The 22709-nt window shown below is 62.1% G+C and carries 18 protein-coding genes; 13 read left to right on the forward strand and 5 right to left on the reverse strand.

Annotated features, from left to right (window positions below; translation table 11 throughout):
- The first annotated feature begins 907 nt into the window (after window positions 1-907).
- Together A6M56_RS17900 and A6M56_RS17905 are read left to right on the forward strand one after the other, a co-directional pair.
- On the forward strand, window positions 908-3262 hold the full coding sequence (locus A6M56_RS17900; protein ID WP_145997192.1) for a hypothetical protein: 2355 nt from the start codon (window positions 908-910) through the stop codon (window positions 3260-3262).
- Between the two features lie 169 nt (window positions 3263-3431).
- The gene (locus tag A6M56_RS17905) at window positions 3432-3641 is read left to right on the forward strand and encodes a HEAT repeat domain-containing protein (RefSeq protein ID WP_180964236.1); all 210 of its coding nucleotides are present in this window, start codon (window positions 3432-3434) and stop codon (window positions 3639-3641) included.
- A 195-nt stretch (window positions 3642-3836) separates the two neighbouring features.
- Here A6M56_RS17905 and A6M56_RS17910 read toward each other — a convergent pair whose 3' ends face one another.
- A complete protein-coding gene (locus tag A6M56_RS17910) occupies window positions 3837-5093 on the reverse strand; it encodes a hypothetical protein (protein WP_102079899.1) in 1257 nt (418 codons plus the stop codon).
- A gap of 152 nt (window positions 5094-5245) precedes the next feature.
- Window positions 5246-5503, reverse strand: a complete 258-nt coding sequence (locus tag A6M56_RS17915; protein WP_102079898.1) for a translation initiation factor 1 — start codon at window positions 5501-5503, stop codon at window positions 5246-5248.
- A gap of 482 nt (window positions 5504-5985) precedes the next feature.
- Between A6M56_RS17915 and A6M56_RS17920 the strand changes: the two genes are divergently transcribed.
- The 5 genes from A6M56_RS17920 (at window position 5986) to A6M56_RS17940 (ending at window position 13028) form a co-directional block, all read left to right on the forward strand.
- A complete protein-coding gene (locus A6M56_RS17920; protein ID WP_102079896.1) occupies window positions 5986-6270 on the forward strand; it encodes a hypothetical protein in 285 nt (94 codons plus the stop codon).
- 214 nt (window positions 6271-6484) lie between these two features.
- A complete protein-coding gene (locus A6M56_RS17925; RefSeq protein WP_102079895.1) occupies window positions 6485-6988 on the forward strand; it encodes a hypothetical protein in 504 nt (167 codons plus the stop codon).
- A gap of 1219 nt (window positions 6989-8207) precedes the next feature.
- A complete protein-coding gene (locus tag A6M56_RS17930) occupies window positions 8208-10130 on the forward strand; it encodes a PrkA family serine protein kinase (RefSeq protein WP_045787109.1) in 1923 nt (640 codons plus the stop codon).
- Window positions 10131-10175: 45 nt separating this feature from the next.
- Window positions 10176-11438: a YeaH/YhbH family protein gene (locus tag A6M56_RS17935; protein WP_286758278.1), complete on the forward strand. Its 1263-nt coding sequence runs from the start codon at window positions 10176-10178 to the stop codon at window positions 11436-11438.
- A gap of 81 nt (window positions 11439-11519) precedes the next feature.
- Window positions 11520-13028 carry a SpoVR family protein gene (locus A6M56_RS17940; RefSeq protein ID WP_045787107.1) on the forward strand — a complete coding sequence of 503 codons (1509 nt, stop codon included), beginning with the start codon at window positions 11520-11522 and terminating at the stop codon, window positions 13026-13028.
- Between the two features lie 30 nt (window positions 13029-13058).
- On the opposite strand, the gene A6M56_RS17945 is transcribed toward A6M56_RS17940, so the two are convergent.
- From A6M56_RS17945 to A6M56_RS17955, 3 genes are all read right to left on the reverse strand, one after another.
- The gene (locus A6M56_RS17945) at window positions 13059-13337 is read right to left on the reverse strand and encodes a DUF1488 family protein (RefSeq protein ID WP_045787106.1); all 279 of its coding nucleotides are present in this window, start codon (window positions 13335-13337) and stop codon (window positions 13059-13061) included.
- Between the two features lie 99 nt (window positions 13338-13436).
- The gene (gene rnhA / locus A6M56_RS17950) at window positions 13437-13892 is read right to left on the reverse strand and encodes a ribonuclease HI (protein ID WP_045787105.1); all 456 of its coding nucleotides are present in this window, start codon (window positions 13890-13892) and stop codon (window positions 13437-13439) included.
- Window positions 13893-13935: 43 nt separating this feature from the next.
- The gene (locus tag A6M56_RS17955; RefSeq protein ID WP_164491044.1) at window positions 13936-14844 is read right to left on the reverse strand and encodes a class I SAM-dependent methyltransferase; all 909 of its coding nucleotides are present in this window, start codon (window positions 14842-14844) and stop codon (window positions 13936-13938) included.
- On the opposite strand from A6M56_RS17955, the gene gloB reads away from it, so the two are divergent.
- From gloB to carB, 6 genes are all read left to right on the forward strand, one after another.
- Entirely contained in the window at window positions 14843-15682 is an 840-nt protein-coding gene (gene gloB, locus A6M56_RS17960; protein ID WP_045787103.1) for a hydroxyacylglutathione hydrolase, read from the forward strand. The two genes, A6M56_RS17955 and gloB, sit on opposite strands and share 2 nt — an antisense overlap.
- A gap of 114 nt (window positions 15683-15796) precedes the next feature.
- Window positions 15797-17344: a transglycosylase SLT domain-containing protein gene (locus A6M56_RS17965; RefSeq protein WP_045787102.1), complete on the forward strand. Its 1548-nt coding sequence runs from the start codon at window positions 15797-15799 to the stop codon at window positions 17342-17344.
- Window positions 17345-17487: 143 nt separating this feature from the next.
- The gene (gene prpE / locus A6M56_RS17970) at window positions 17488-19404 is read left to right on the forward strand and encodes a propionate--CoA ligase (protein WP_102079893.1); all 1917 of its coding nucleotides are present in this window, start codon (window positions 17488-17490) and stop codon (window positions 19402-19404) included.
- Window positions 19405-19717: 313 nt separating this feature from the next.
- The gene (gene carA / locus A6M56_RS17975; RefSeq protein ID WP_102079892.1) at window positions 19718-20854 is read left to right on the forward strand and encodes a glutamine-hydrolyzing carbamoyl-phosphate synthase small subunit; all 1137 of its coding nucleotides are present in this window, start codon (window positions 19718-19720) and stop codon (window positions 20852-20854) included.
- Between the two features lie 21 nt (window positions 20855-20875).
- A complete protein-coding gene (gene leuE / locus A6M56_RS17980) occupies window positions 20876-21550 on the forward strand; it encodes a leucine efflux protein LeuE (RefSeq protein ID WP_004634267.1) in 675 nt (224 codons plus the stop codon).
- Window positions 21551-21566: 16 nt separating this feature from the next.
- Window positions 21567-22709, forward strand: a 1143-nt coding sequence (carB, locus tag A6M56_RS17985) for a carbamoyl-phosphate synthase large subunit (RefSeq protein ID WP_286758279.1), incomplete at its 3' end; no start/stop codon positions are given.

Here is a 22709-nt window from a genome sequence, read left to right on the forward strand (position 1 = left end):
CCCTCAAAGATTTCGCTGCAGGCCTGAGGCGGTACTCGAAGGGGAAGGCGCCCCTTGCGCCAGCAGGACGAAGTGGTGGCTGCCCCCCTAAGCTGAACAAAGCTACCGACGCGGAGAAGCTCGAGTGGGACAGGTCGTGGCGCTCTCATCTGGCGAGCCTTGGTGGGGAGGTTTTTGAAGATCGGGATTCAGTCACGGAACAAGACCTCTTGCTGCAGGAGTTCATCTATCAAGAGGAAGAGCGCGTCGTTACGGACGAGGATTACCGGTTGCTAGAGGAGAGTGATCGCCCCTTTGATCCGAGGCACCCAAATGGAGCTGCACTCAATCGGCTCCGTATTCGATTTGCGGGAGGAAACATTGACTCGCCTTGGTACCCGAAATATCGGCGCCCAGAAATGGCATGGAGTCAAACTTACCCGGGACCGTGGGCAGGAATCTCGGTTGTCGCTATGACAGAAGCCGAGATCGATCTGCTTTTGGTTTGCTCAGGAGTGCCAAGGACAAGTTTTTGCGCGATTGACAAAGCCGCGCAAGGCTAGGCAGCGTATAACGCCGGGGTTTCGCCACCTCATGGATCGGGTACCTAGAGCACCTAGAGACCCATGTGCCGTTGCTGCACGCGCAGCGCGCCATCTGCACCGGCACGCGTTTAGTACCGTCCCCACCGAGGGCGGGGAGCTACAGAGCTTTTCGCAAGGCTATCTGGCGCGATCTACAACAGGGCGAGTGAGGTCGTTGCCAGAAGGAAATCGGCAAGCTGTTTGTCGTCTAATGCACCGCATATTACAAGGAACTCTGGCTCAGAAAGAACACAGTGCGGATAGGCGTTCGGTTCCTTCTCGCTGTGTGAAGGTATCACTCTAGTCCGCCACTGCATCAACCAAATTCGTCGAAGGATGCTCTGGTGAAGAAAAAGAAGACCGGAAAGAGCAGGAACGTAAAGGCCTCTGATGGGCGACGACCACCGATCAAGGGTGGCCCGCCGGCCCTAACAGGGGTGGATAGGAGTCTACGCACTGCTTACGCGTCAGCTATCGCGAGTGACCGGCGTTTCAAGATTGCCTATTTTCTCCCCCACGAGAATCAGGACCTTCGCAAAACCAGTCCGTTTGGCTGGTTCACCCCGGGTCTAATTGAGGCGGCAGGCCCTTTGCGTCTGGCTAGCTTGCTACCAGTCGATATCCGGGAGCCGTATTCGCCGGTCGAAACTGTGCTCGCACTTCGGCAAGCACGTCTAACTATGCCCATGGTCATGCCAATTCAGTTGGATGCCATGGCCGAGGTCGCTGACTTCTTGGGAACGCCGTTTCGGGTGTACATCACCACAGACGAGGCGGTCGCAAATGCGGTGGATGAGATGCAGAAGAGTTCCGAGCACCCGCTGCTGCATTTCTCAAAGATCCCTGGCAAAGCGCGACTGCCCCTTAGCGCCGCTAGTGTTGCGCGAATCTGCCTCTATGTGCGCACAGTACTCAAGTACCTGGCAACCAAGCCGTCGTGGAGCGATTTCGTTCACGTTGCCAGACATGCCATCCGTGGCACATCGCTGCGTCGACCGGTGAAGCATCCGCTTCCCAGGGGACTCCACAACGTGGTGCTGCCCAACGAGCTGGCACTCGTTGCATTTGGCAGAAGGCTCGACACAGCCGACCGAATCAGTGAGCCCTTGGTGGTAACGGCGGTCGTTAATCCCAACAGGTATGTAGAACGGATCTGTCTGAGTGCCGACGCAGTGGCAGAAGAAAGACGGCGCCTGATGGCGTTGATGTCTTTCGGCGTGACTGACTACCGATTGATTGTCGCGACAGCCGGCGCGTACTGGGGCATCTTCAAACGATGGCGAGAGATGATCCGTGACGCGGCACCAGAGTTGAAAGAAGGCGTGGCGCACGCGCTTGCTGCTGTCGTCCAAGGGAAAAGCTATTTCGACACGATGCCGGTTGATGACCAAGGTAAGCCTGTCCTTGAGGCAGCGTATGTTCAAATTGCGAAGATCCGAGCGAAGGACATGTCGACGTTTACGGCCGCGCTGACGATGCTCAGTACGAAGAGCTTGGCACCTGTTTTACGACTGGAGCCAAAACTGAATGAGGCTCGCGGTGCGATCAAACTGCTTGCCCACTGCGTTAGATCTGAGGCCCGACATCAGTACGATTGGAAGGTTTCTCGCCTAGTGCGAGCGCTTGGAACTCAGATGCGGTCTCTCATCCATCAGGACTTTCTATCCCGGATGGAAGCACCTGAACAGGATGGGAAAATTGAAGGAATGAAGTTCGTCAGCGATCTTCCTCTAGAGCTTTTGCCTAGCGCAGGTATGCCGTTGGGCCTACGCTTTGATGCTTCTCGGGTAGCAGCGGTGCCCGGCAATATTCTCATCCAACAGTGTATGGGGAGACATTGCCGACTCACCGCCGGTGATTTCGATGAAATCCTCGTTATTCGATCCTTCAAGGACACAGATCCTCTGAAGGACGTGTTCTGGGATGCAGTGGACAGCGTGCGAACAGCGCAGGGGAAGTTACGGATCAGGTATCGATTCGTCGATGTCCAAAGTACTGACGAGTTTGTGGCAGCCCTCAATGGGTATGACGGCGCGGTACTCATCTTCGATGGGCACGGAAAGTACGATGGCGAGCATGGGATCGGCAGTCTTGTGCTCGGCGGTGAAGTTCTTGACGCGTGGTCAATTCGCGGGAGGTGCCGCATTCCGCCGATCGTGATGTTCAGCGCGTGCGATAGTTATCCAATCGACGGAAGTCACAGCTCGGTAGCGATGGCGGCACTCGCTTTGGGAGCGACCGCCGTGTTGGGCACCATGTTTCCCATAGGGGCAGTGGAGGCGGCGGTATTCAACGCCAGACTAGCTCTTCGAATCCAGGAGTACATCCCGCTCGCTCTAGAGGCAGCACATTTGTCATCTATTACGTGGCGGACGGTGGTATCGGGCATGCTCCGTATGCACCACACGCAAGAGATTCTGAGGCGGCTGATGTCGCCCACTCTCATTGGATTAACGGCTGATGAGGTGGCGGCGATTCAATTGGCAGCAAACACGGCCATCAATTTCCAGCAAGCCGATTGGTATGCAATCTTCGAACGCGAAGTGGCGAACCGGTCTGGTCGCTCGATGGACTCTGTTCGCGACTTGATCTCGAAGCATGCGGGTCTAACCGATGCGATGAAGTACGTTCACCTTGGAAATCCGGAAGACGTCGTCATCGTGCAAGATGCCCTCGGTCTAGGCGAAGTCGTGCCATGAGTATGCGGCGAATCGGGCTGGAGCTGGATTCATGGCCATCAAGTTCAGTTGGAAAAGAGACGAGTTGCGGGTCAAAGCTAGCGCTTTTAGAAAATGCCCCCGTTGTCTGCGCTGGACGCCGGATTCGGTTTGCACCATAGTGAGTCGACTCCATCACTTGAGGTGCACCATGGCTAGCCAAACCGAAGTATTTCAAGCTCTCGTCGACACCCTGAACGGCAGGGAAAGCGTTGAATTGCGTATTGCGGCGGCGGAAGGGTTGGGCATCCTAGGTGGTCCCGACGCGCGGGCACATCTGCTTCAGGTGCTTAACGGCAAAGAGAGCGTGTCGTTGCGTGCTGCGGCCGCACGCGCCCTGGGCCACGCGACGCATCGTTGAGCCCGCGTGTACGAGTAGGGAAGGTCTGCAAGCCGCCGCGTGCGGCTTTTTCTTTGTCCAGCTGCCATGCCATAACTAATGATGGCAACGCATGGGACTTGGCGAGCAGACGGTCAATGCACGTCATCACCTCCTTGGGCGGCATGTTCACTTTGCTTCTGCTCGTCATGGTTCGAACCCGTTCCCTGATCAGAGCTATTTGGCCGTGGTGACGGGAATATCGAGACTGGCAGGACGGGCCGCGCTGTCCTGAATGCGCAGCGTATAGGACTTGCCGCCGGCCGCGCTGCCCGGCGCATAGACCAGCAGCCGCTGGTCGGCGACCAGCCAGGAGATCTTAGCCTCGGTCTCTTTGGGCAACTCGCCGACCCAATCCGCCCGTAGCGGCGGACGGCCACCGCTGATCGCCACAACGGTGCCGTTCTCCCCGGCATGGAGCGCGACGGTGGTCGGCAGCACGCTCAAGGGGGCGACTAGCGTGGGCGTCGCCGCCACACAGTCCTTGCCGGCATCAGCGACGCCATTCACAGTTTCGTCTAACGTGTGTTTGGCCCCCTCAAAGGTCGACTGCAGCATTCCGATCGTCTTGAGATGGCCAGACTCGCACGCCCCAACGGGCACGTCCGAGAGCATCGTGACCGATTGGAGTGGCTGCCCGCCGCCTGCCGTGGCCGGCGTCCCGGCGGACGCCAGGGAGCCAGCCGTCGTTAGCGCACTATTGCCAGCCGCCAGATAGGCTTGCGGATTGGGGCGCTGCGCTTCCAGTTGCGCCTGCAGGCTGTCGTGGGCGGCCAGGCGTGCCCGGAACAACAGTTGAGCGAGCGATACGTGGGCGCCCTGGACAGAGTGCAGCGCGGCTTGGGCCGCGTCGTGTGCGCCGATCATTGCGGCAAACTGTGGCTGGGATTGGCAATCCTTGGGCAAGGCCTTGACCTGGTCCCAGGCAGCGACGAGCTGGGCTTGCTGGGTGCTGTAGGCGCCCAGCAGATCGTTGCCACGGGCTGCGACGCAGGTCAGCGCCGTGCGGGCGCCCAGCTGCGCCTGTTCGGTCGAACGGGGGAAGAAGAGGGCGCCGGCCACATAGCTCGTACCCGCCGCATAAGCGAGGTTCTTCGCGCCATTAGTGAGGGTATTGCCATGCACGAGTTTGACGCCGAGGGCGGCAGCTAGACCAAACGTGGCCACGTCCGCGGCAGAGGAGGCGAGCAACTCGGCGTGGATCGACTTTTTCAGGGTGTTGGCATCGGCGGCCGACTGCCGCACCTGCTCTGCGACGAGCGGGAGGTCTTTGCACGCCGCTTTGGTGTCTCCACTGGAGCAAAACTCCGGGACGGTGGGATAGTTGTTTACGGCGTCCAAGCTGGCGCAGGACGGTAACGCCAGGCTGGCGGCCACCAGCAGGGCGCCAGCGAGCAACCGGCGTGGGGCGCCGGTACGCGTGACATGGTGCATTAATCCCCTCCGCCCGTTTGAGTCGTCGGACGCTTATACTTTTGTATGCGCTCCACTGCGAGCGTAGTCATCCACGCAAGAAGTGGCTTCCCTCCCATAGAGGGGAGGCGCTGGGATACCCAGAGCACGTCCAACTGCAGCCGTGTATCCGCTCAGACACCGAAGATCGGTTCGCCGAACTGCTTGCGCAGCTCCGCGATGCGTGCGGTGTCATTGATGCGCGCCGTTTCGTCATGGCTAATGTCTGGCGTCGAATAGACCGATGCGACATAGACACGTCGCCGGATGGTTAGCACCGCATCGTCTGGCACCGCGATCTCTGTCGTCTTGCCGTTATCGAACCGGTAGCTGCCGTCGATCCAGCCGGCCGGCGTCAAATGGACCTCTTCCCACTCATTGCTTGCTGCCATCTGAACCTCCCCCCAAAAAGTGACATGGAAAACACAGTATAGGGACCCCATGGCGTGCGCAATTTCGTGCGCTGGCGGTGGCCAGGTTGTCTTCGCGGTCGGGCGAAACCATAATGTGACGACAGGTTGCTTAGGGCAGGGGCGGCTGCGGGCAGTTCGACTCTGCTGGGTGCCTCGTACCTGGCCTTTTATTCGCTCTTTCTGATGGTCCTTGGCGTTGCCAAGCTGCGTTTCATGACAAACATCAACTCGGCATCGAAGGGTGCCGAAAAGGCAAAAGGTAAAGGTATGGGAAAAAACTCGAACACTCTTGAATGCGTAATGCCGGCTGTGTTGGACACGTGTCACGGGCTGGGTATGAGTGCACTGGTGGCTGTAGCGCTGCCCTAAGAAACCTGGATGTCGCCTCGCCAAGCCGCTTTAGCGGCTTTTCTTATCCCAATCGAAAACGACCTTTGGGCGACGGACGGAACAATCAAACGATGCAGAAAGTCACGAAGGCAGATCTCGACATCGCGCTGCAGGCATGGAAAGAGGCACGAGAAAGCGCCGCGCAAGAGCAACTTGCATGGGCCGATTTGAACGGCAGCCACAAATCGCTGATTGAGTCGCTGATGTCGCATGGACACAGCTGGCCGCAAGCCGATGCGGAGTTCCAGCGCCTTCAGAGCAGTCACCAGCAGCGCCTGTTGGGCCACTGGAAAGCTATGGATGATCGCTGTGCCGAATACTACGTACTCCTTGAGCGGTTCAAGCGCGGCGAGTAGCCGGGGTCCGGCCGCCTTCGAGGCGGCTTTTTCTTGACCCGCTGCCCTTGCCGATGACTCCTATCATCGGCATGGCGTTTGGACACGGAATCCCCAGCCGATCAAATTTGGCGACATCCTTGTCACCTGCGCGTGCCGCCCTTATGTCCCGGATCATCCAGGCTGACCAGTGTCAGCTTGACGCAACCAAAGTCAGAATTGGGAGGGGAGAGCGATGGACTGGACAGCGCTGCTAAAGCACCTGCATTTGTCGCGTTCGGTTGTCGGTGCCGCCTTTGTGGCAAGTGCGGGGCTATATGTTGGCAACCGGCTCGTGCCTGCCTATGTGCCGGCCGCACCGGCGCCCTGGAGCTTCATGCTTGTCGCGGTGCTGCTGTTCACTGGCGCGCTGCTGATGATTTGGGTGGCGCAGGCCGTAGCAACGGGCTCGCGTGCGGTGGGGCGCGCCGCGGCGACCTGGCGTGCTGGTGACAGTCTCACACCGGGTGCGGCCGAATTGCTGTTGGCCATCGGCCAGGACGAGAAACAATCTTTGAACATCCGCTATCTCAACTACGAACGCATGCAACTTTCCCGCCTCGCGGTACAGGCGATCGCCTATGAGCTCGTCGCGAAAGGACTGGTGGAGCAACCCGTTGCCAGCGAACTGGATTTCATCCGGCTGACAGCGGCAGGGCGCCGGCGCGCCTTCGAGATTGAGCGCGCCCGCGATGCTTGATGTCCCTCAGTTCGCCCGTGCGTGCCCATGATCAGTAACGTCCGCTCAGGGAACCGTGAACACCGCGCAAACCGAGGAGAACTGATGCCACGAACGTTGGTGCTGTGGGCGATTTTCAGGTGGTTGTGAGCGGTGTCGTGCTAGGCCAACAGTCCGGCCGGGCGCATGGTGGCGCTTGGGCAGAAGCGCCTCGTCCTCCCGACGGGTGGAGCGTTAACGGCATACTACTTTAGTGACCTATGGCGCACGATGTGGAACTTCTCCATCTATGGCATGGTGCTGGGAGGCATTCAGGGGCAGCCACACGCTATGGCTGACGCCGGCTTCGGTTTGTCGATTCCGATCTCTGCCGGGTAACTATCCGGTGGCTAGGTCCTTAGCCGCACGCTTCTGGTGGTGCAATTGCGGTGCACCTAGGCAGGCTCTTCTGGGAAACTGACGGCAGCCTACGGTAGCGGAAACCAAGTAGACTCAAGGCTGTGCAGCAAATCTGTACACAGGTAACTGGGCCAATTTTCGTTTCACACGGCAGGGGTCACAGGTTCAATCCCTGTACCACCACCAAATTGGCGAGAAATCGCCCTAAAAGGCCCTCAGGCAATCGCCGAGGGCCTTTTTCTTTGTGTCCGCACCGGAATTGCCCAACGCCTTGCGTGGCAAAACTTCCTTTCCTGCGCAAAAAAACGACAACCCCGCCATGCCGGTGTCGGCCGTCTCGACGGTTGCCGGCTCGCTCCAGCCGGTTCAATCCTGCGCGCTCTGTTTTGAACAATGCGCTGTTGCGCGACGGCGAGAAGGCTTTCGCCGCAACGGGGAAAGCCCGCCGCCCACCCTGGCCATATCACGACGGCGTCGAACAACGAACGCAGGGATATCCCCATGCGGGCCGGCCCCCCAGACTGGGAACTCGCGCAGACCGGTTACGTACCAATTGCACGGGGCGCACCGAAGACATCGTGGGTATGGTTTCTGCTGGACTCGGGGTGCCTGTCCGCTGTGGCGTTGGCGCCGATAGGCCATGCAGAAGGATTTGGCACTGCAGGGTGCAGAGCGCTAACGCGGCAACGATTGGCTGTGCACCGCTTTGGGTTCTCAACCGTTCTTGTGCTCACGGGCGATTCGTCTACAGTGGAATTCAGCAACACCGGATTCAACGCACGCAAGAACTAGCCTGGCGCTCGCTCGACGGCGAACCCGGGAAGAAATCTACGGGGGAGATATGGATATTTTCCGCCACTACGCAACGCGTTTCGAAGCTCGCAAAGAGGACGAATACAGCATCCAGGAGTACCTGGACATCTGTAAGAAAGACCCGACCGCTTATGCGACCGCAGCCGAACGCATGCTGGCCGCGATCGGCCAGCCCGAACTGGTGGACACGCATCATGATCCCCGGTTGTCGCGGCTGTTCTTCAACAAGGTCATCAAGATCTATCCGGCCTTCCGGGAGTTCTACGGCATGGAGGATACGATCGAGCAGATCGTCTCCTTCTTCAAGCATGCCGCGCAGGGCCTGGAAGAGCGCAAGCAGATTCTTTACCTGCTCGGGCCCCCGGGCGGCGGCAAATCCTCGCTTGCCGAGAAGCTGAAGTCGTTGATGGAGCAGATTCCCATCTACGCGCTCAAGGGCTCGCCGATACACGAGTCCCCACTCGGGCTGTTCTCGCCCGAGGAAGACGGCAAGATTCTGGAGGAGGACTATGGCATCCCGAAACGCTATCTGAACTCGATCGCTTCGCCGTGGGCGGTCAAGCGGCTGCACGAGTTCAATGGCGATATCACGCGTTTCCGGGTGGTGAAGCTGCATCCGTCGGTGCTGTCGCAGATTGCCATTTCCAAAACGGAGCCCGGCGACGAGAACAATCAGGACATTTCGTCGCTGGTGGGCAAGGTCGACATCCGCAAGCTGGAGGACTATCCGCAGGACGATCCCGACGCATATTCGTATTCGGGCGGCCTGTGCCTGGCCAACCGCGGCCTGCTTGAATTCGTCGAGATGTTCAAGGCGCCGATCAAGGTCTTGCACCCGTTGCTGACGGCCACGCAGGAGGGCAACTACAAGGGCACCGAGGGCTTTGGCGCAATCCCGTTCGATGGCGTCATCCTCGCCCACTCGAACGAGGCGGAGTGGCAGAGCTTCAAGTCCGACCGCAACAACGAGGCGTTCCTGGATCGCATCTACATCGTCAAGGTGCCGTACTGCCTGCGCGTGTCGGACGAGGTCAAGATCTACGACAAGCTCTTGCGCAACAGCTCGCTGGCGGCCGCGCCGTGCGCGCCGAACACGCTCAAGATGATGGCGCAGTTCGCGGTGCTCACCCGCATCAAGGAGCCCGAGAACTCGAACATCTTCTCGAAGATGCGCGTGTACGACGGCGAGAGCCTGAAGGATGTCGACCCGAAAGCGAAGTCGTATCAGGAGTACCGCGACTTTGCCGGCATCGACGAGGGCATGACGGGTTTGTCGACGCGCTTCGCCTTCAAGGTGCTGTCCAAGGTGTTCAACTTCGACGGGTCCGAGGTGGCGGCCAATCCGGTGCACCTGCTGTACGTGCTCGAACAGCAGATCGAGCGCGAGCAGTTCCCACCCGAGACGGAAGCCAAGCTGATGTCGTACATCAAGGAGTACCTGACGACGCCTTATGTGGAGTTCATCGGCAAGGAGATCCAGACTGCGTATCTGGAGTCGTATTCGGAGTACGGGCAGAACATCTTCGACCGGTACGTCGTGTTCGCCGACCTGTGGATCCAGGATCAGGAGTACCGCGATCCGAACACCGGTGAGATTCTCGACCGCAGTGCACTGAACGACGAGCTGGAAAAGGTCGAGAAGCCTGCGGGCATTTCCAATCCGAAGGACTTCCGCAACGAGATCGTCAATTTCGTGCTGCGCGCACGTGCCAAGAACGGGGGCAAGAACCCGAACTGGACGAGCTACGAGAAGCTGCGCATGGTGATCGAAAAACGGATGTTCTCGACGACGGAAGATCTGCTGCCCGTGATCTCGTTCAACGCCAAGTCGTCGCATGACGACAAGGAAAAGCACGAGAACTTCGTCAACCGGATGGTCGAGAAGGGCTACACCCAGAAGCAGGTGCGCCTGCTGGTGGAGTGGTATCTGCGCGTGAGAAAGTCGTCTTAGGAGGAAAGCGCACCGGGCAGACCACTTTCAACAGAGGGCAGTCACATGGGCACGATCATCGATCGGCGGGAAAACGGCGGCGGCAAGAGTGCCGTCAACAAGCAACGCTTCATCAAGCGTTACCGAGACCAGATCCGTCGCGCGGTGGCCAAGGCGGTGTCGGGCCGGAAGATCATGGACCTCGAGCAGAGCGGCCAGGTGTCCATTCCGGTGAAGGACATCTCCGAGCCCATGTTCCACCATGGCCCGGGCGGGCGCCGCGAGGGCGTTCACCCGGGCAACAAGGAGTTCATCCGCGGCGACAGCTTCGACCGCCCCCAGCAGGGCAGCGGCGGAACGGGCTCGCAGGCCAGCGACTCGGGCGAAGGCGAAGACGACTTCATCTTCACGCTCTCGCGCGAGGATTTCCTCAACTTCTTCTTCGAAGACATGGCGCTGCCGGATCTGGCCAAGCGCAGCCTGGCCAAGATCGCGGAGGTGCGAAAGGTGCGCGCCGGTTTCTCGCTCGACGGCACGCCATCGAACCTGTCGATCCTGCGCACGATGCGCAGCTCGATCGGGCGGCGCATCGCGCTGTCCAGCCCCTACCAGCGCCGTCTGCACGAGCTCGAGCAGGAATACAACGAAGAACTCGAAAGGGACGGCCCCTACAGCCCGCATGCCCAGGCGCTGATGAAGGAAATGCGGCATCTGCGCGCGTGCCTGGACCGCGTGCCGTTCATCGAAAAACTGGACCTGCGCTACAACAATCGCGTGATGCGCAAGCGCCCGCAGGCCCAGGCCGTGATGTTCTGCGTGATGGACGTGTCGGGCTCGATGGACGAAACGCGCAAGGATCTCGCCAAGCGCTTCTTCATGCTGCTGTACCTCTTCCTGAAGCGGAACTACGAGCGCATCGACGTGGTGTTCATCCGCCACCACACGGTGGCCAAAGAGGTAAACGAAGAGGACTTTTTCCATTCGCGCGAATCGGGCGGCACGGTGGTGTCGAGTGCGCTCAAGCTCATGGCGGAAGTGATTCAGGAGCGCTATTCGCCAAGCCAATGGAACATCTATTGCGCACAGGCCTCGGACGGCGACAACTGGGCGGGCGATTCGGAGCTGTGCGCCAAGCTGCTGCGCGAGACGATCCTTCCGGTGACGCAGTACTACGCCTACGTGGAGGTGGTGTCCACAGAACCGCAGAACCTGTGGGAGGAGTATCTTACGGTGAAAGCCGGGCACGACAACTTTGCAATGCAGCGCATTCTCAAGGCCGACGAAATCTATCCGGTGCTGCACGATCTGTTTCAGAAGCGCGCCGCCTGAGCGCGGCCAATCGCGCCGCCACGGCAACGCGCCCCACCCCGGCAATCATGTCGCGTGTGTGATGGACCAACGGGAACGAGCATGGCCTATCTTTCTACGGGCTCGGAGTGGACCTTCGATCTGATCAGGCGCTACGACCAAAGCATCGCCCACATCGCAGCCGAGTTCGGGCTGGACACCTACCCGAACCAGATCGAGATCATCACCGCCGAGCAGATGCTGGACGCGTACGCGTCCTCCGGGCTGCCGCTGGGCTACAACCACTGGTCATACGGCAAGCACTTCCTCGCCTCCGAGCGCGGCTACCAGCGTGGGCTGATGGGCCTGGCCTACGAGATCGTCATCAACTCGAACCCCTGCATCGCCTACCTCATGGAGGAGAACACGATGCCGATGCAGGCGCTGACGATCGCGCATGCCTGCTATGGCCACAACTCGTTCTTCAAGGGCAACTACCTGTTCCGCACATGGACGAACGCGGACGCCATCGTGGACTACCTGCTCTTCGCCAAGAATTACGTGGCCGAATGCGAGCAGCGCTACGGCGAGCAAGAAGTCGAACTGCTGCTCGACTCCTGCCACGCATTGCAGAACTACGGCGTGGACCGCTACCGGCGGCCCAAGAAGCTGTCGATCAATGAAGAGCAGGCGCGCCAGGCCGAGCGCGAGAAGTACCTGGAGGCGCAGGTCAACGATCTGTGGCGCACCTTGCCGACGCATCGCTCGCACGCGCTCACGGCGGAAGACGAAACGCGCGAACCCGAGCCGCAGTTCCCGCCCGAGCCGGAAGAGAACCTGCTGTACTTCATCGAGAAGAACGCGCCCAAGTTGCAGCCGTGGCAGCGCGAGATCGTGCGGATCGTGCGGAAGATCGCGCAATACTTCTACCCGCAGCGCCAGACCAAGGTGATGAACGAGGGTTGGGCGACGTTCTGGCACTACACCATCCTGCACAAGCTCTACGACGAGAAGCTCGTCAACGATGCCTTCATGCTGGAACTGCTGCAGGCGCATACGAATGTGATCTACCAGCCGCCGTTCAACAGCCCGTACTACAACGGCCTGAACCCGTATACGCTCGGCTTTCTCATGTTCCAGGACATCCGTCGCATCTGCGAGACGCCCGACGACGAGGATTACCGCTGGGCGCCCGAGATCGCCGGCAGCGACTGGCGCGAGACGCTCGACTTCGCCATGCGCAACTTCAAGGACGAGAGCTTCCTGTTGCAGTTCCTCTCGCCACGGGTGATCCGCGAGCTGAAGCTCTTCTCCGTGCTCGACGACGACCGCGACGCCAAGTTGCGCGTGACCGCCATCCACGACGAGGACGGCTACCGCATGCTGCGCGAATTGCTCGCCAGCCAGTACGACCTGTCCAACATGGAGCCCAACATCCAGGTGACCCATGTCGACATCGGCGGAGACCGCTCGCTGACGCTGCGCCACCTGCAGAGCGGCCGCCGCCCGCTGGCCTCGAATTACGAAGAGATGCTCCGGCACGTCGTTCGCCTGTGGGGCTTCACGTGCCGGCTCGAGGTGGTCTACGAAGATGGGCGGCGCGAGATGAAATACGAATGCAAGCCGGATTGACTGTTCCGGCGCGGGCCGCCGCCCGGATAGCTACATGCCGAAACGGAAATGTCCGCTGCGCAGCACGATGTTGTGCGAGTCGGTCAATTTGAAAAGCGACCGCGCCATGTCTTCGATGGTGCCGCGGTGTGTTTCCATGGCCTGCAGCAGGTCTTCCTGGCGCCATGAACGGGCGCCGAAGTGCTCCTCGAGTGCTTCGGCCGTCACCGCATAGCAGGCGGGCGTGCCGTCGACACTGGCGGTGCAGGTGAGTGTGAGGTCCGCTGCGCAATAGCGCGGCGGGCTGGCGTGGAATTCGATGGATTTCATGGCCGGCCTCCATGAAAAAACGGCGATGCCCCGCGCGTCGCCTGCCTCCAGTGTATGGCGCAACGGGGCGAATGCAATGCCGTTATGCGTTGCCGCTTGCTAGGCCCCGGCCTGCGCCGCCTGCCGCGCCATTTCCACACCCTTGTTGGCCAGCGCATCGGCGCGCTCGTTGCCGGGGTGGCCGGCGTGGCCCTTGACCCAGTGCCAGCTCACGTCGTGTCCGACGATGAGTTGATCGAGCAGGCGCCACAGGTCGTCATTCTTCACGGGCTTCTTGTCGGCGGTTTTCCAGCCGCGCGCCTTCCAGCCGGGCAGCCATTCGCTGATGCCTTTCTGCACGTACTGCGAATCGGTGTACACCGTCACGCGGCACGGGCGCTTGAGCGCGCGGAAGGCCTCGATCACCGCCATCAGCTCCATGCGGTTGTTGGTGGTGAGCGCCTCGCCGCCGAAGAGTTCTTTTTCGTGATTGCCCGAGACCAGCACGGTACCCCAGCCGCCTAGGCCGGGATTGCCCTTGCATGCGCCATCGGAATAGACGGTGACTTCCTGCATGAAAACAATGGGTAAGGGATGAGAGGGCGGCTGCCCGGCGGCCTCAGGCGCCGGAGTTTCCGTCGCATGCCGCAGCCGGCGGCGTCTTCGTCGAATGCGAACCGGACGGCGTGGCGACGGGCGTCCCGGCGGGCACCAGCGCTGGCGACTTGCGGGCCTTCCATGCGGGCCCGACCAAGCGCATGCCGCGCACGCGCTTGACCGCCTGCAGCATGTACACCGCGCCGAAGATCGGCCACCAGCGGTCGCCGGCCTTTTCCATGAAGGCGGTGCGCTGCAGCCATTTGTCGGTGCGGTTGGGTGGACAGTAGCAGCCAAAACGGCCGCGCACGATATCAAATCCGAGCAGCTTGAGCCAGTCCTTCAGGCGTGTGAAGGCAATCATCTGGCTCTGCGCCGGCAGGAACGATTCGGTGCCCAGCCGCCGCATGCCTTGGCGCATGCCCCACAGGCTCAGCGGGTTGAATCCGGTGATGACGAGCCGGCCTTCGGGCATCAGCACGCGGGCGACTTCACGCAAGACCTCGTGCGGGTCGTCCGTGAATTCCAGCACGTGCGGCAGGGCCACCAGATCGATGCTCTGCGAGGCAAACGGCAACTCGTCATAGCGGCACACGACGCGCGGTGTGGCTTGGCGCGGGAGTACGGCGGGGTCGGCTTCGCCTTCTGCAGGGTTGTTCGGGGGCTCGGCGGGGTCGCCGTCCATCGGGTCCAGTGTCTCGATGGGCGCGTTCGGGTCGATGTCGTCCACCACGCGGGCGATCATCGGGATGCGGTTTTCCCGCAAGGCGCCAAAGCCGGGGTGGCCAAGCTGCAATGCATGAAAGCCGAACATGTCGGCCACGGTGCGATCGAACTGGGCCTGCTCCCAGCGCAGGACGTATTGCCCAGGCGGCGAAGCGAGCCAGTGGTGCCAATCTATAATGCGACGATCGTTAGAGGAGTCGGACATGGTCCAGGGTGGTGTGCCGCCTGTAGTCGCGCTTGAGGTCGAGGCGATCGCTGCGTTTACCGACAATTATATTTGGGCACTTCACGATGGCCGCGTGGCCGCTGTCGTCGATCCGGGCGATGCGCAGCCGGTATTGCGCTTCCTGCGCGAACGCGGGCTCGCGCTCGGTGCCATTGTAATCACACATCATCACGGCGATCATGTCGGCGGGGTCCGTGAACTGGTGGCGGCATACCCGCAGACGCCCGAGGGCACGCCGCTGCCCGTGATCGGCCCAGCGCGCGAATCGATTCCATGCTGCACTCAGCCCGTGCAAGAGGGCGACGTCGTCACGCTCGCGCAGCCAGCCGCGATATTCCGTGTGATTGACGTGCCCGGCCATACCAGCGGCCACGTCGCCTATGTCGGTCGCCTGCAGGGCGAGGGGGCTCCCGCCAGCCTGTTTTGCGGCGACACGCTGTTCGCCACGGGTTGCGGCAGGCTGTTCGAAGGGACACCCGCGCAGATGCGGTCGTCGCTCGCCAAGCTGGCGGCGCTGGAGCCCGACACACGCGTCTATTGCGCGCACGAATACACTGTCTCGAATGTGCGCTTTGCGCGCGCCGTCGAACCGGGCAACGCTGCGCTCGCTGCCTGGGAGGACAAAGTGGCCGCGCTGCGGGCCGAGGGCCGATCGACCGTGCCGACCACCGTCGGCCACGAGCGCGCGACCAACCCGTTCATGCGGTCGGATGAGCCCGATGTGACGCAGGCGGTGGCGCGCCATGCCGGCGTCGATGCCGACGATCCGGTGTCGGTCTTCGCCGCACTGCGCGAATGGAAGAACGGTTTCCGTTGAAAAGATGTGTCGGCGGGCGTGCCGAGGCCGAATGGCGGGTGAACGCGGGTTGACGCGGCGGGATGCCTTTCATACTATCGGGGGCAATTTTCAGGTCCAACCCCTCAGAACTTGATGCGATCCGTGCGACTTCTTGCGGCATCTGTGCTCAGTCTGCTTCTCGCGGCCTGTGCCACGGCCCCCGGGCCGAATGCCGACACAGCCGGCACAAGCGCTTTCACCTCCACCGGCCAGGCCGCTGCGCCGGTCGTCAATGTCGATCAGCAGCCCGTGGCGTCCCTGAAGGGGCCCGCCAAGGATCTCTGGGCGCGCATTCGCCAGGGCTTCTCCATGCCCGACCTGCAAAGCTCGGCCGTGGACGACCGTACCGACTGGTATGCACAGCGCCCCGACGCGTTCCGCCGCATGGTGGAGCGCTCGAGCCGCTACCTGTATCACATCGTTGAAGAGCTGGAGCGGCGCAACATGCCCACCGAACTGGCGCTGCTGCCGTTCGTGGAAAGTGCGTTCAATCCGCAGGCTGTTTCCACCGCCAAGGCGGCCGGGATGTGGCAGTTCATCCCGAGCACCGGCAAAACCTACAACCTCAAGCAGAACGTCTTCCAGGATGAGCGCCGCGACGTGCTCGCCTCGACGGACGCCGCCCTCGACTATCTCTCTAAGCTGCACGACCAGTTTGGCGACTGGCAGCTCGCCCTGGCAGCGTACAACTGGGGGGAGGGTTCCGTCGCGCGCGCGATCGCCCGCAACCAGGCGGCCGGCCTGTCGACGGATTACGTCAACCTCAACATGCCGGCCGAGACGCGCATGTATGTGCCGAAGCTCCAGGCGGTGAAGAACATCATCGCCAACCCCGAGCGTTACGGCATCACGCTGCCCGAGATTCCGAACCATCCGTATTTCGTGACCGTCACCACGTCGCGCGACATCGACGTGGCTCTGGCGGCCAAGCTGGCCAACCTGCCGATGGACGAATTCAAGGCGTTGAACCCTTCGTTCAACCGCCCGGTGATCCTGGGTGCGTCGAACCCGCAGATCCTGCTGCCGTACGACAACGCTGAAACGTTCCAGTACAACCTGAACACGTATCGTGGCGGCCTGTCGAGCTGGACCGCGGTGACGGTTGGCAACCGCGAGCGCGTGGAAGCGCTGGCGGCGCGGCTGAAGGTGGACCCGGATACCATCCGAGAGATCAACCGGATCCCGAAGGGCATGCGCCTGAAGGCCGGATCCACGGTGGTCGTGCCGCGCGCGGATGGTGCCAAGACGGATGCGCCGGACATCAGCCCGGAACTGGCCGAGAACGCGACGATGGCCGTGGAGCCCGACATGCCGGACCTGCGCCGCGTGGTCGTGCGTGCCGGTCGGCGCGATACGGTGACGGCGCTGTCGCGGCGCTACGGGGTGTCGGTGGCGCAGATCCGCGCGTGGAACCAGTTGCCGGGCGACGCCATTCCGCGTGGCCACAACGTGGTCCTCATGCTGCCGCAGGCGCGCGCCGGCGGACGCGCCACCTCGCAGGTGCGCGCGATCCGCGTGTCGACGAAGGCAGCGCATGCCACCGCGGCTGCGACACGCGCACCGACGGCGAAGGTGGCCGGCAAGCCGGTCGTCAAAGCCAAACCGGTGGCAAGCACATCGGCCAAGCGCAAGAAGCGCTGAGGCCAGCAAGATGAGACGGCGTCCTGCGGGGCGCCGTTTTGCTTTTGGCGCGGGTAAGACCCGCGTAAGTTGAGGGCTGCACAGTAGGCAGATCCCACACATCCATATCGAGCCGTCGAACACGATGGCCAGGAGACAACGTCATGCCCATGTCCGCCGCATACCGCGCGCTGTATCAGCGCTCCATCGACGATCCTGCCGGCTTCTGGGACGAGCAGGCCCGGCGCATCGACTGGCAGACGCCGTATTCCGCTGTGCTCGATGATTCGCGCCTGCCGTTTGCGCGGTGGTTCGTGGGCGGGCGCACCAATCTCTGCCACAACGCGATCGACCGGCATCTGGCCACGCGGGGTGAGCAGCCGGGGCTGGTGTACGTTTCCACCGAAACGGGCATCGAGACGACCTACACGTACCGGCAGCTGCACCGCGAAGTGAACCGCATGGCGGCCTCGCTGCAGGCGCTGGGCGTCAAGCGCGGTGACCGCGTGCTGATCTATCTGCCGATGATTCCGGAGGCCGCGTTCGCCATGCTGGCCTGCGCACGCATCGGCGCGATCCACTCCGTGGTGTTTGGCGGCTTTGCGTCCAACAGCCTCGCCACGCGCATCGACGACGCCACACCGCGCGTCATCGTCAGCGCCGACGCGGGCTCGCGCGCGGGCAAGATCGTCGAATACAAGCCGCTGCTCGATGCCGCCATCGACATGGCCGCGCACAAGCCCGAGCGCGTGCTGCTCGTCGATCGCAAGCTCGCGCCGCTGCAGCGCCATGCGCGCGATGTGGATTACGCGTCCTTCAGTGGTCGCTACGCCGATGCCGAGGTGCCCTGCGAATGGATGGAATCAAGCGAGCCGTCGTACATCCTCTACACCTCGGGCACGACGGGCAAACCGAAGGGGGTGCAGCGCGACACCGGCGGTTACGCGGTGGCGCTGGCCGCATCGATTCCTCTGATCTTCGGGGCGCAGGCAGGCGACACGATGTTCACGGCGTCGGACGTCGGATGGGTCGTGGGGCACAGCTACATTGTGTATGCGCCGCTGCTCGCCGGCCTGACGACGGTCATGTACGAAGGCACGCCGATTCGCCCCGATGGCGCGATCTGGTGGCGTATCGTCGAGCAATATCGTGTGAATGTGATGTTCACGGCCCCGACGGCCATTCGCGTGCTCAAGAAGCAGGACCCGGCGCTGCTGCAGCGTCACGACGTGTCGAGCCTGCGCCGCCTGTTTCTGGCCGGCGAGCCGCTGGATGAGCCGACCGCCAGCTGGATCGGCCAGGCGCTGGACAAGCCCATCGTCGACAACTACTGGCAGACGGAAACCGGCTGGCCAATGCTGGCCATTGCGCAAGGGGTGGAGCCATCCACGCAGAAGCTGGGCTCGCCTGGCTTTCCGGTGTATGGCTACAAGCTCGATATCGTGGACGAGGCGACCGGGCAGCCATGCGCCCCCGGCGAGAAAGGGCTGCTGGCCGTGGCGGCGCCGTTGCCGCCGGGCTGCATGAGTACGGTCTGGGGCGACGATGCGCGGTTCCTGAAGACGTATTGGTCGGCCTTCCCCGGCCAGCACATCTATTCGAGCTTCGATTGGGGTGTGCGCGATGAGGACGGTTACGTCACGATCCTCGGCCGGACCGACGACGTGATCAACGTGGCCGGCCATCGCCTCGGCACGCGCGAGATCGAGGAGAGCCTGTCGTCGCATCCTGCGATTGCAGAAGTGGCGGTGGTGGGTGTGGCCGACCAGCTCAAGGGCCAGGTCGCGATGGCGTTTGCCATCGTGCGGGATGCCTCGCGTGTGGCCGAAGCGGCGGACCGCCTTGCGCTGGAGGGCGAACTGATGCGTACCGTCGAGGCGCAGCTTGGCGCCGTGGCCCGGCCGGCGCGCGTGTTCTTCGTGGGGGCGTTGCCGAAGACGCGTTCCGGCAAGCTTCTGCGCAGAGCCATGCAGGCCGTGGCCGAAGGCCGGGATCCGGGCGATCTGACGACCATCGAAGACCCGACGGCGCTGGCCCAGGTGCAGGCTGCCATGCAAAGCGCAGAGGGCGCGAACAAGTGACGCTTCCGGCGGTTTTGGTGCGGCCGGGACGGGCCACCCGGGGGTCACGGTTCCGCGCCCGTCCACTGTTAAGTCCTTCCTTTTATTGAGTTTTTTGTGGCGTCAGGGTATACTTTTCAGGTTTGAGTTCAGAAACCCCTCACCCTAGCGCCTACCGCTTCCTACCTCCCGTCTAACCGCCCCGTCTGCCTTGCTTTCCGGTGAATTCGCCCCGGGTGCAGCGCGCAAACGGCCCGGATTCCGCGCAGCCGGAATTCCGCTTTGGCGCCAAGACGTTCAGGTCGGCACAGGGTGAATCCAGCAGGAGCTACCCGTGTTGCCGTCTTTCCCGCCCGCCATTCTCGCGCTTGCAGACGGCACGGTCTTTCGTGGCTATTCCATCGGTGCGGCCGGTCATACGATCGGCGAAGTGGTGTTCAACACCGCGATCACCGGCTACCAGGAAATCCTCACCGATCCGAGCTACTCGCGCCAGATCGTCACGCTCACGTACCCGCATATCGGGAACGTCGGTGTGAACCGTGAGGATGTCGAAGCCACGAAAGTCCATGCCGCCGGTCTCATCATCAAGGATCTGCCGATCCTGGCGTCGAACTTCCGCAAGGAGCACTCGCTCTCGCACTACCTCAAGGGTGAGAAGGTCGTCGCCATTGCCGGCATCGATACCCGCAAGCTGACCCGAATCCTGCGGGAGAAGGGCGCCCAGAACGGCTGCATTCTCGCGGGCGAAGACAACGTGCAGAAGGCCATCGACCTGGCGCGCTCGTTCCCGGGCCTGTCGGGTATGGATCTGGCGAAGGTCGTGTCCGTGACCGAACCGTACGAGTGGACCCAGACCGAATGGGCGCTGGGCCGCGGCTACGGCAAGCAGGAAGCCCCGAAGTACCACGTGGTCGCGTACGACTTCGGCGTCAAGTTCAACATCCTGCGCATGCTGGCCGAGCGTGGCTGCCGCGTGACGGTCGTGCCGGCGCAAACCAGCGCAGCCGACGTGCTGGCGCATAACCCGGATGGTGTCTTCCTCTCCAACGGCCCCGGCGATCCGGAACCGTGCGACTACGCCATCGCCGCTGCCAAGGAATTCCTGGAGCGCCGCCTGCCGACGTTCGGCATCTGCCTGGGTCACCAGATCATGGGCCTGGCTGTCGGTGCCAAGACGCTCAAGATGAAGACCGGCCACCACGGCGCGAACCACCCGGTCAAGGATCTGCAGGACGGCCGCGTGGTCATCACCTCGCAGAACCACGGTTTTGCAGTGGACCCCGAATCGCTGCCGGCCAACGCACGCGTGACGCACGTTTCGCTGTTTGACGGCACGCTGCAGGGCTTCGAACTGACGGATCGTCCGGCATTCTGCTTCCAGGGCCACCCGGAAGCGTCGCCCGGTCCGCACGACATCGGCTATCTGTTCGACCGCTTCACCGCGGCGATGGACGCAGCCAAGCAGTAAGGCAACGAGAGCGCATCCACAATGAACGCCTTCATGCTCGCGCACTTCGGCATCACCGAGTTCTGGACCTTCCTGCTCGGCACGATCTTCATCGTGCTGCTGCCGGGCCCGAACTCGATGTACGTGCTGTCGGTGGCGGCCCGCCGCGGTGTGCGCGCGGGCTACCAGGGCGCGTGCGGCGTGTTCCTGGGCGATGCCATCCTGATGGTGTTGTCGGCAGCGGGCGTGGCTTCGCTGTTGAAAGCGAGTCCGGCGCTGTTCTACGTCGTGAAGTACATCGGTGCGGCCTACCTGGCGTGGATCGGCCTGCAGATGCTGCGTGGCGCGGTGCGCAATTGGCGCGTGCGCAAGGCCGGCGAGTCCGTCGCACAAGACGCGGCGCCGGCTGACGAGTCGCACCCGTTCAAGAAGGCGCTGATCATCAGCCTGCTGAACCCGAAGGCGATCCTGTTCTTCATCTCGTTCTTCATCCAGTTCGTCGATCCGCACTACGCGCTGCCGGTGGTGTCGTTCGTCGTGCTGGGGCTGGTCTGCCAGATCTGCAGCTTCCTGTACCTGACCACCATCATCTTCGTGGGCGCGCGGCTGGCCGCGGCGTTCCGCGCGCGACGACGTTTGTCTGCCGGTATGAGCAGCGGCGTCGGCGCCATGTTTATCGGCTTTTCCGCCAAGCTGGCGACGGCCACACTGAATTAATCGAATCGAGCGGGTTATGCCAAAACGTACAGATATCAAAACCATCCTGATCATCGGCGCGGGTCCGATCATCATCGGCCAGGCGTGTGAATTCGATTACTCCGGCGCGCAGGCTTGCAAGGCGCTCCGTGAAGAAGGTTTCAAGGTGGTCCTGGTCAACAGCAACCCGGCCACGATCATGACCGACCCCAACACGGCCGACGTGACCTACATCGAGCCGATCACCTGGGAAGTCGTCGAGCGCATCATCGCCAAGGAACGCCCCGACGCGATCCTGCCGACGATGGGCGGCCAGACCGCGCTGAACTGCGCGCTGGACCTGCATCGCCACGGCGTGCTGAAGAAGTACAACGTCGAGCTGATCGGCGCATCGCCCGAGGCTATCGACAAGGCCGAAGACCGCCAGAAGTTCAAGGACGCGATGACCAAGATCGGTCTCGGTTCGGCCAAGTCGGGCATCGCACATTCGATGGACGAGGCCGTAGCCGTGCAGTCGCAGATCGCCAAGGAAACCGGCACGAGCGGCTACCCGATCGTGATCCGGCCGTCGTTCACGCTGGGCGGCACGGGCGGCGGCATCGCCTACAACCGCGAAGAATTCGAAGAGATCTGCAAACGCGGTCTCGACCTCTCGCCGACCAACGAGCTGCTGATCGAAGAATCGCTGCTCGGCTGGAAGGAATACGAGATGGAAGTCGTGCGCGACAAGGCCGACAACTGCATCATCGTCTGCTCGATCGAAAACCTCGACCCGATGGGCATCCACACCGGTGATTCCATCACCGTGGCCCCGGCGCAGACCCTGACCGACAAGGAATACCAGATCCTGCGTAATGCCTCGCTGGCCGTGCTGCGCGAGATCGGCGTCGATACCGGCGGCTCGAACGTGCAGTTCTCGATCAATCCGAAGGATGGCCGGATGATCGTGATCGAAATGAACCCGCGTGTGTCGCGTTCGTCGGCGCTGGCGTCGAAGGCCACCGGTTTCCCGATCGCCAAGGTCGCTGCCAAGCTGGCGGTGGGCTACACGCTGGACGAGCTGAAGAACGAGATCACCGGCGGCGTGACGCCCGCGTCGTTCGAGCCGTCGATCGACTACGTGGTCACCAAGGTGCCGCGCTTCGCGTTCGAGAAATTCCCGCAGGCCGACAGCCACCTG

Origin of the sequence: Ralstonia sp. RL (genome assembly GCF_001683835.1) — a bacterium.
Classification (GTDB): domain Bacteria; phylum Pseudomonadota; class Gammaproteobacteria; order Burkholderiales; family Burkholderiaceae; genus Ralstonia; species Ralstonia mannitolilytica.

Coding starts and splice junctions, on each gene's coding strand:
- A6M56_RS17905 (WP_180964236.1), top strand. CDS start 3,432: ATGGCTAGCCAAACCGAAGTATTTCAAGCTCTCGTCGACACCCTGAAC.
- A6M56_RS17910 (WP_102079899.1), bottom strand. CDS start 5,093: ATGCACCATGTCACGCGTACCGGCGCCCCACGCCGGTTGCTCGCTGGC.
- A6M56_RS17915 (WP_102079898.1), bottom strand. CDS start 5,503: ATGGCAGCAAGCAATGAGTGGGAAGAGGTCCATTTGACGCCGGCCGGC.
- A6M56_RS17920 (WP_102079896.1), top strand. CDS start 5,986: ATGCAGAAAGTCACGAAGGCAGATCTCGACATCGCGCTGCAGGCATGG.
- A6M56_RS17925 (WP_102079895.1), top strand. CDS start 6,485: ATGGACTGGACAGCGCTGCTAAAGCACCTGCATTTGTCGCGTTCGGTT.
- A6M56_RS17930 (WP_045787109.1), top strand. CDS start 8,208: ATGGATATTTTCCGCCACTACGCAACGCGTTTCGAAGCTCGCAAAGAG.
- A6M56_RS17935 (WP_286758278.1), top strand. CDS start 10,176: ATGGGCACGATCATCGATCGGCGGGAAAACGGCGGCGGCAAGAGTGCC.
- A6M56_RS17940 (WP_045787107.1), top strand. CDS start 11,520: ATGGCCTATCTTTCTACGGGCTCGGAGTGGACCTTCGATCTGATCAGG.
- A6M56_RS17945 (WP_045787106.1), bottom strand. CDS start 13,337: ATGAAATCCATCGAATTCCACGCCAGCCCGCCGCGCTATTGCGCAGCG.
- rnhA (WP_045787105.1), bottom strand. CDS start 13,892: ATGCAGGAAGTCACCGTCTATTCCGATGGCGCATGCAAGGGCAATCCC.
- gloB (WP_045787103.1), top strand. CDS start 14,843: ATGGTCCAGGGTGGTGTGCCGCCTGTAGTCGCGCTTGAGGTCGAGGCG.
- A6M56_RS17955 (WP_164491044.1), bottom strand. CDS start 14,844: ATGTCCGACTCCTCTAACGATCGTCGCATTATAGATTGGCACCACTGG.
- A6M56_RS17965 (WP_045787102.1), top strand. CDS start 15,797: ATGCGATCCGTGCGACTTCTTGCGGCATCTGTGCTCAGTCTGCTTCTC.
- prpE (WP_102079893.1), top strand. CDS start 17,488: ATGCCCATGTCCGCCGCATACCGCGCGCTGTATCAGCGCTCCATCGAC.
- leuE (WP_004634267.1), top strand. CDS start 20,876: ATGAACGCCTTCATGCTCGCGCACTTCGGCATCACCGAGTTCTGGACC.